Origin of the sequence: Exiguobacterium sp. TDN 0502 (genome assembly GCF_050846835.1) — a bacterium.
GTDB lineage: Bacteria > Bacillota > Bacilli > Exiguobacteriales > Exiguobacteriaceae > Exiguobacterium_A.
The window spans coordinates 277705-284386 of the sequence record NZ_JBOZGJ010000002.1; the positions used below are offsets into that span (position 1 = coordinate 277705).

The 6682-nt window shown below is 44.4% G+C and carries 7 protein-coding genes; 4 read left to right on the forward strand and 3 right to left on the reverse strand.

Annotated features, from left to right (window positions below):
• Nucleotides 1–85 precede the first annotated feature (85 nt).
• The 3 genes from ACRPK8_RS04615 to ACRPK8_RS04625 form a co-directional block, all read right to left on the reverse strand.
• Nucleotides 86–1177: a conserved virulence factor C family protein gene (locus ACRPK8_RS04615; protein WP_432237125.1), complete on the reverse strand. Its 1092-nt coding sequence runs from the start codon at nt 1175–1177 to the stop codon at nt 86–88.
• A gap of 86 nt (nt 1178–1263) precedes the next feature.
• Nucleotides 1264–1977, reverse strand: coding sequence for an alpha/beta fold hydrolase (locus tag ACRPK8_RS04620; protein WP_432237126.1), 714 nt, complete (start codon nt 1975–1977; stop codon nt 1264–1266).
• Nucleotides 1978–1984: 7 nt separating this feature from the next.
• On the reverse strand, nt 1985–2542 hold the full coding sequence (locus tag ACRPK8_RS04625; RefSeq protein WP_432237127.1) for a GNAT family N-acetyltransferase: 558 nt from the start codon (nt 2540–2542) through the stop codon (nt 1985–1987).
• A gap of 132 nt (nt 2543–2674) precedes the next feature.
• On the opposite strand from ACRPK8_RS04625, the gene ACRPK8_RS04630 reads away from it, so the two are divergent.
• The 4 genes from ACRPK8_RS04630 (at nt 2675) to ACRPK8_RS04645 (ending at nt 6575) form a co-directional block, all read left to right on the forward strand.
• The gene (locus ACRPK8_RS04630; protein ID WP_432237128.1) at nt 2675–3406 is read left to right on the forward strand and encodes a hypothetical protein; all 732 of its coding nucleotides are present in this window, start codon (nt 2675–2677) and stop codon (nt 3404–3406) included.
• Nucleotides 3407–3654: 248 nt separating this feature from the next.
• Nucleotides 3655–3948, forward strand: coding sequence for a hypothetical protein (locus ACRPK8_RS04635; protein ID WP_432237129.1), 294 nt, complete (start codon nt 3655–3657; stop codon nt 3946–3948).
• Between the two features lie 342 nt (nt 3949–4290).
• Nucleotides 4291–5616: a branched-chain amino acid transport system II carrier protein gene (brnQ, locus tag ACRPK8_RS04640; RefSeq protein WP_432237130.1), complete on the forward strand. Its 1326-nt coding sequence runs from the start codon at nt 4291–4293 to the stop codon at nt 5614–5616.
• 65 nt (nt 5617–5681) lie between these two features.
• Nucleotides 5682–6575: a DegV family protein gene (locus ACRPK8_RS04645; protein WP_432237131.1), complete on the forward strand. Its 894-nt coding sequence runs from the start codon at nt 5682–5684 to the stop codon at nt 6573–6575.
• Nucleotides 6576–6682 lie beyond the last annotated feature (107 nt).

Sequence of the window (6682 nt, forward strand, 5' to 3'; positions counted from 1 at the left end):
TTTTTAGATAACAGGTAAAATATACCTAGACATTTCGTGACCCATTTTGTCGAATGATTCTTTGCCCTTTGTTTTTTTCAGGTTCTTATGAACTTTCGTCAATCATTCGGTTCATTTGTTGCCATACCGTTCCTAGGGCTTCTTCCCCACTCTCGATTCGCGTCAAGGCCAGTTCAGCCTGTAAGGCCACTTCATATTCACGATCACGGCTTGCTTCTCGTAACCTTGGAATCGATTGTTCCGTTCCGACATCGAAGAGGAAGCGTGCCGCTCGCCAACGTACGAGTTTATTTTTATCTGCTAGTGCCTCCATCATCATCGGTTCCGCTTCAGGCATCGCCCAGTCCGAAATCGTATCACCTGCTGTTCGGCGAACGATTCCAGAAGGATCGTGAAGTGCACTTGTCAAATATTCGAGCAATTCTGCCCGATGCTCTTCGAACATCCCGAGTTTTACGATTGCTTGGCGGCGAATCTGCATTTTTTCATCTTGTAATAATCGAGCGTACGCCGGAACCCACTCCATCTCAACAGGCAGCTCATCAAGTGCCGCAAATCGCTCTTTCCAGTCAGTCGACTGAATCGCTTGTCCGCTGAACGCAATTTCCTCACCTGCAGCAAGAGCTTTCAGACGTTCTAGACGTTCGATCGGATAAGCAATCTCAATTTCATTCGCCACTTCGCGTAAACTTTCGTCGAGGTCACCATATCTTGGCGCTTGTTCAACCCAACGACGGTCACTGATCACATTTTGAACAAAAGGTTGTACGAAGAGTGCCGCTTCCCGGAACCGTTCCGATAAACCTTCCCGTTTTTCTTCTAGTCCTTTGACACCTTTAATTTGCATCGGTACACCTAGAATGAACTGTACGAATAGATGGACCGGCTCAAACGCAGCATCTGTCTCATGTTGTTCGACATCGTTCAACGTTTCCCCGAAGGCCCGTCGAATATCGATCACTAACGAACGCCAATCATATTTCGGATAACGTTCAATCGATAAGAAATCACTGACTTGGTAAACAAATTTAACACCTGGAATCTCTAGTAGCCGCTGAATGTGCTCCGGTGCGCCAAAAGCATGTTCAAACGTCTGTCCTTTTTCTGAAAAAACTTCATCCACGATGACTTTCATATTATTCGGACTCGGTGTTGGTTCAATCGCTACGATTTTCATTTCTATCCCCTCCATTCTTATCATTTCAGAAATTCAATCCGAAATGCAAAGCAAAAGCCCTACAGTCATTCCGCAGGGCTTCTCTCTTACACGAACGCTTCTTCGATGATCTCAACAAATGCTTCCGGCGTCTCAAGCATCCCCATATGTCCGCTATCAGTGGACCGATGTAAGATGTGGTCATTCGATGGAGCAAATGCACTTTCTTCCGAAATCAAAGGATCTTTCGTACCATGAATGATGACGCCTTTGACATCTGTTTTCGAGAGTACCTTCGTCATATCCCGTCGGTCACGCATCGCGGAAAGCGATCGGATTGCCCCCTCTACGGTCATCATGTAGCCAATTTCCAAAGCTTCAGCCACTGCAAATTCATCTGCGCCCTCTGCGAATAGCGATGGTACTAGACCATTGACGAACTCTCTTACACCAACGTCCTCGACACGTGAAATATTTTGATTCCGTTTTTGTTTGGTTGGTTCATCGTCGGCTTTAGCCGTCGAATAGACAAGACCAAAACCATTGATTTGATCAGCATATGCTTCGACGATTGCTGCCGTGATATAGCCACCGAACGAGTGACCGACGATAATCGGCTTTTCGACACCGCGCCGCTCTAGATCATGCATGACCCATTCGGCGAATCCTTCTATAGTATCCGGTCCGACATCAAGTCCTTCGTGCCCCGGTAAACTTAAAGGCAATACATCAAAGGAATGCCGAAGATTTGCTTCTACACGATTGAAATAATCCGTTCCTCCTGTAAATCCGTGTAACAATACGAGTGTTTGTTTTTCCATGACTACCTCATCCCTTCCATTCGGATGCCAGCATACGATACATCGTCAAATCCATGAAACGACCATGACTGTACGCATAATCTGCCAGCACGCCTTCAGCTTGAAATCCTAATTTTTGTACTAATGCATTCGAAGCGAGATTTTCAGGCGCAACCAGTGCACTGATGCGATGAAGTGCAAAATCATTAAAACCGTATGTTAATACAGCCCGTGCCGCTTCCGATGCCACACCACGTTGCCAGTACTCTTGACTGACTTCGAATCCGATTTCAGCCCGATGATACTGAGACAGCCAATTATGAAAACCGATCGTACCAATCAATTGGTTTGTCTCGGCATCCGCAATCGCCCAGCGAATCGCTTTACCTTGTGTGAACTGTTCCTTAAAGTAACTGATGACATTTTTAGCCTCATAGACCGTCACCAGTGGATCCGATCCGTAATAGTACATCACTTCATCATCTGATAAGATTTTAAACAGTTCACGTGCGTCACGGTTTTCGAGTTCACGTAATATGAAGCGCTCGGTCCGCAATTCCGGGAACGGCTTTCGCAAGCCCCACATGCTCCATCACCCCTCTTTATGCTTCTCTATGTAGTATGCCCGTTTTCAGGAGTAAATATCCTTTCAGGCAATTCGAAGTTTTGCTACTATTAAATCATGAAGTAGTTAGTCAGGGAAAGGAAGCGAAGTGGTATGTCGAGTGCGTTACTTTACTTATATGAGGACGAAGAGAATCAACGGTTGACGATGTCGGGGGTAAACTTCTCGGATTTCGCTGCTGCCGCCGATTTGAAGCGTCCTTTACTTGTTTCAGGAAGTACGTTTAAACAGACGAAACAGTCCTTTCGAACAATGCTTCATTACATCGAAGCACATGAAATCGAACAATTTTCGCAATCGACAGAGGTCCAGCGACATCCGCTGATTGCCATTGATATTCGCTCATCTCATTCACTGGATGTGCTGACGGACGTCGAAATTGCAGAATTATTGTTCTTGATGCATATGAAACGGGGAACTCCGCTGCCATTCTTGAACTCCATTGAAAATGAGACCGTATACTTTAGTGAAAATGATGGTTTACACGCATCGGTCTATTTAAAGGACTGGACGCGGGTTGAGCAAATCATTTCCGACCTCGTACAAAAAAAATTCAGACAACATGCGCGATCGGTTGCCACAATTGCTTTGACGGCAGAAATCATGATTCACATTCGCCGATTACTCGGGGAAGGTATCTTGATTGATTTCGAAAGTGCAAAACGATCCGTTTTTTCAAGAAATATCACGATTCCTGTTTATGTCGCAGGTCGGTATGAGGATATGACAGTCTTACATGAAGACTTCGAAGCCGAAAAAGAATCCATCCTTCGAAAAGGAACGCTGGTCTGTCGTAAGAAAAAATGGAGTTTTGAGTTAGATTGACCTTTAGCATCTTTTTCTTTCGGAAAAGGATGCTTTTGTTCTATTTGAATTGTGACGGATACTTCCTTCTTGTTACGTCTTTCATTCCAGATGACAATATTGTTAAAAAGTTTTTCGAATTTTCACACAAAATAAGACTAGCATCTTCCGAAGACTTCGCTATAATGAGGATAACCTTTTAAAGATAGAAGTTAGACCCGCTTTTTTTGTAGGGATAGTACTGGAATCAGTAGAAGGAGGAATTTAATATGGATCAGTTAAAAGTGAACGGAATTGGCTCATTCACGAAATTCGCGACAAATGGAAACATCCTTAAATTAAAGGATGCGACGCTCGGAGAAGTAAAACTGTCGCTGAATGAAGCAAGTTCAATGACCATTTCGCCTGTTGATGAGGAAAATGGACTGTTCATCATCAAAGGGCATCAACAGGAATCACTCGTTGAATTGACGTTACCACGTCAGTCCTGTGAGGTCGTTCACGCTTGGCTCCTCCATAAATTAAAACGTCAGAAAAAGACGCGTTCCATCGCGACTAGCTGATTTGTTTGCTCTTTCTTTAGAGAGGCACTCTAAAGAAAGAGCATTTTGTTTTTTTTAATTATTTATCGATGAATTTTCAGAAAATATTGTTTTATTCATTTCTTCATGGTACTCTTAGAAAAATTCAAACAGGAGGTTTTCACACATGACTTACGCATCGTTTATCCAAGTACGACTGATTGTGATTAGGAGCAGGGACTGATGATTCATTTCTCATTCGAGAAGATGAAGATCCAGGCCCTTTTCGTCATTTCGACAAGGCGTCTGATCACATGACGCCTATCCACGACCATCGTGGGTGAGGCTTTTTTTATGAACTTTTTGATGAATGGAGGACAACACATGTTTAAGACAAAAGACACGTTTGCTTTAGGATTTATGATCTTCGCTTTATTTTTCGGTGCTGGTAACCTGATTTTTCCGCCGGAACTCGGCGCACTTGCAGGTAAACAGTTCCTTCCTGCCATCCTCGGATTCATCGTAACGGGTGTTGGTCTTCCTTTACTCGGTCTGCTTGCTGTCGCGTCAGTCGGTGGTGGAATCAAAACTTTATCTGCACCTCTTCCTCGATTCGTCGGTGCTGCCTTGACGTTTGCACTTTACGTAGCGATTGGTCCATTTTTTGGGATCCCGCGCACATCAGTCGTCACATATGAATTGGGTGTCGTTCCATTTTTAGGTGAACCTTCACAAATGACATTGATCATTTCATCTAGTCTATTTTTCCTAGCAACCCTTTATCTCGTATTACGCCCGGGGAAATTACTTGAGATCATCGGCCGCTTTATCACACCGTTGTTATTAACTGCTCTTGCTGCTTTAAGTATCAGCAGCATCATCTCACCACTCTCAGACGTAGCGTCTCCAAACGAATCGTATGCGACGACAGGACAAGCTTTCATTCAAGGATTCCTTCAAGGCTATTTGACACTCGACGCTCTCGGTGCTTTAGTGTTTGGTGTCGTAGTTCTTCATACATTAAAAAGTCGTGGTGTGCATGACCGAACAGCTCAGTTCAAAGTGGTCACACGTGCAGGAACGATTGCAGCAATCGCTTTGACACTCGTTTATGTTGGACTTGGAATGATTGGTCGTAATACGTTTACAGCGATTGGTAAGGTTGACGGTCCGACGTTGCTTCAACATTATGCGAATACGACATTCGGATCAATCGGACTCGCTGTACTCGGACTTGCCATTCTACTTGCCTGTTTGACAACATCCGTCGGTCTCGTTACAGCCTTTTCCGAATACATGATGACTCTTTCGACACGCATCTCTTTGGTAGGAGCAAGCACCTTTACGACAGTCCTCGGTCTTACTGTCTCTATCGTAGGATTGCAGACTTTGTTATCGATTGCCGTTCCAGTTTTGATGTTCCTCTATCCGATTGTCATCGTCTTGATTGCGTTAACGTTCATGCGTCACCTGTTCCGTCGTAAGACGGTTGTTTATCAGACAACACTTGGAGTCACGATTTTCTTCTCCTTCTGTAGTGCATTGAATCAGCTCGCACTTTTCCCAGGAAATGTGTCAGCCTTGTATAAATCATTGCCACTCGTCAACCAGAGTCTTGAATGGTTAATCCCTACTTTAATCGCTTTTGGGATCAGTTCATGGTTTGGACACGTTTCGACCGCGTCTGTCTCACAAAAACGCGCTAGCTAGTGATTCCGCTTTCACAGCTATGGTATGATGGTCAAAATGGTTATATTAATGGAGGCGTCATATACATGGATAAGATTGCTTGGATTACCGATAGCATGGCTTTTTTCGAGCCAGGAGAGGCTGAAAAAATCGGAGTCCATGTGATACCGACACTGCTCATATTAAACGGGAAGTCATACCGGGAGTATGTCGATATCTCAATTGAACAACTGAACCAAAAAATGAAAGAAGATGCTCACGTATCTCCTACGACTTCACAACCGTCATTCGGCGAATTCGTCACGTTGTATGAACAATTACTTGAGGACGGTTACGACTACGGGTATGCCATCCACATTACAAGCGGTCTAAGTGGTACCTACTCCAGTTCGGTCGCTGCGGCGGAAGCTGTCGGTTTCAAGCTATACGCAATAGATTCGTATACAGGTGCTGCCAATCAACAGGAACTTTTACGGATCTCCCAACGATTAGTTGCTGCTGGCAAAGGTCCGACTGAAGTCATGGAAACACTAGAAACGTTCAAGCACAGATCACACTTTTACCTGATCATCGGAAACATGGAGACGATGCGACGAAGTGGTCGTGTTTCCGGTAGTCAGTTTTTACTGGCAAATATGCTGAACATCAAACCGATCGCACAGTTTAATGAAGAAGGACGACTTGTTCCCTTTAAGAAGGTCCGTTCCATCAAAAAGGCATTCAAGGAGATGGTGACCGAGATCACTGCCAAAGTAAGCGCAGAAGGCGTATATGACCGAACGCTTTATATCGGTCATACGCTCGCTCATGCCGCTGCTGAAGAACTCAAACGTTTGATCGTAACAGAACACCCTGGACTCGACGTTCATATCACACAGTTCGGACCCTCCATCTTGGCACATGCCGGAGCGGAAACGGTTGGTGTTTACTGGTTCGATGAAATCCCGCTACCTGCGACTTTAAATTCCCGTAATACATGAAAAAAACCGGTTGATGGCAAACAAATGCTTTGGGCTAACCTAAAATTTTGAGACAATATAAAACACCTTCGGAGTGGTACACTTTTAAAAAGTACTAACATCGGAGG

Bases quoted from the DNA above. Each gene is read 5' to 3' on its own strand.
- ACRPK8_RS04625 (WP_432237127.1), bottom strand. From the start codon at position 2,542: ATGTGGGGCTTGCGAAAGCCGTTCCCGGAATTGCGGACCGAGCGCTTC.
- ACRPK8_RS04615 (WP_432237125.1), bottom strand. From the start codon at position 1,177: ATGAAAATCGTAGCGATTGAACCAACACCGAGTCCGAATAATATGAAA.
- ACRPK8_RS04620 (WP_432237126.1), bottom strand. From the start codon at position 1,977: ATGGAAAAACAAACACTCGTATTGTTACACGGATTTACAGGAGGAACG.
- ACRPK8_RS04645 (WP_432237131.1), top strand. From the start codon at position 5,682: ATGGATAAGATTGCTTGGATTACCGATAGCATGGCTTTTTTCGAGCCA.
- brnQ (WP_432237130.1), top strand. From the start codon at position 4,291: ATGTTTAAGACAAAAGACACGTTTGCTTTAGGATTTATGATCTTCGCT.
- ACRPK8_RS04635 (WP_432237129.1), top strand. From the start codon at position 3,655: ATGGATCAGTTAAAAGTGAACGGAATTGGCTCATTCACGAAATTCGCG.
- ACRPK8_RS04630 (WP_432237128.1), top strand. From the start codon at position 2,675: ATGTCGAGTGCGTTACTTTACTTATATGAGGACGAAGAGAATCAACGG.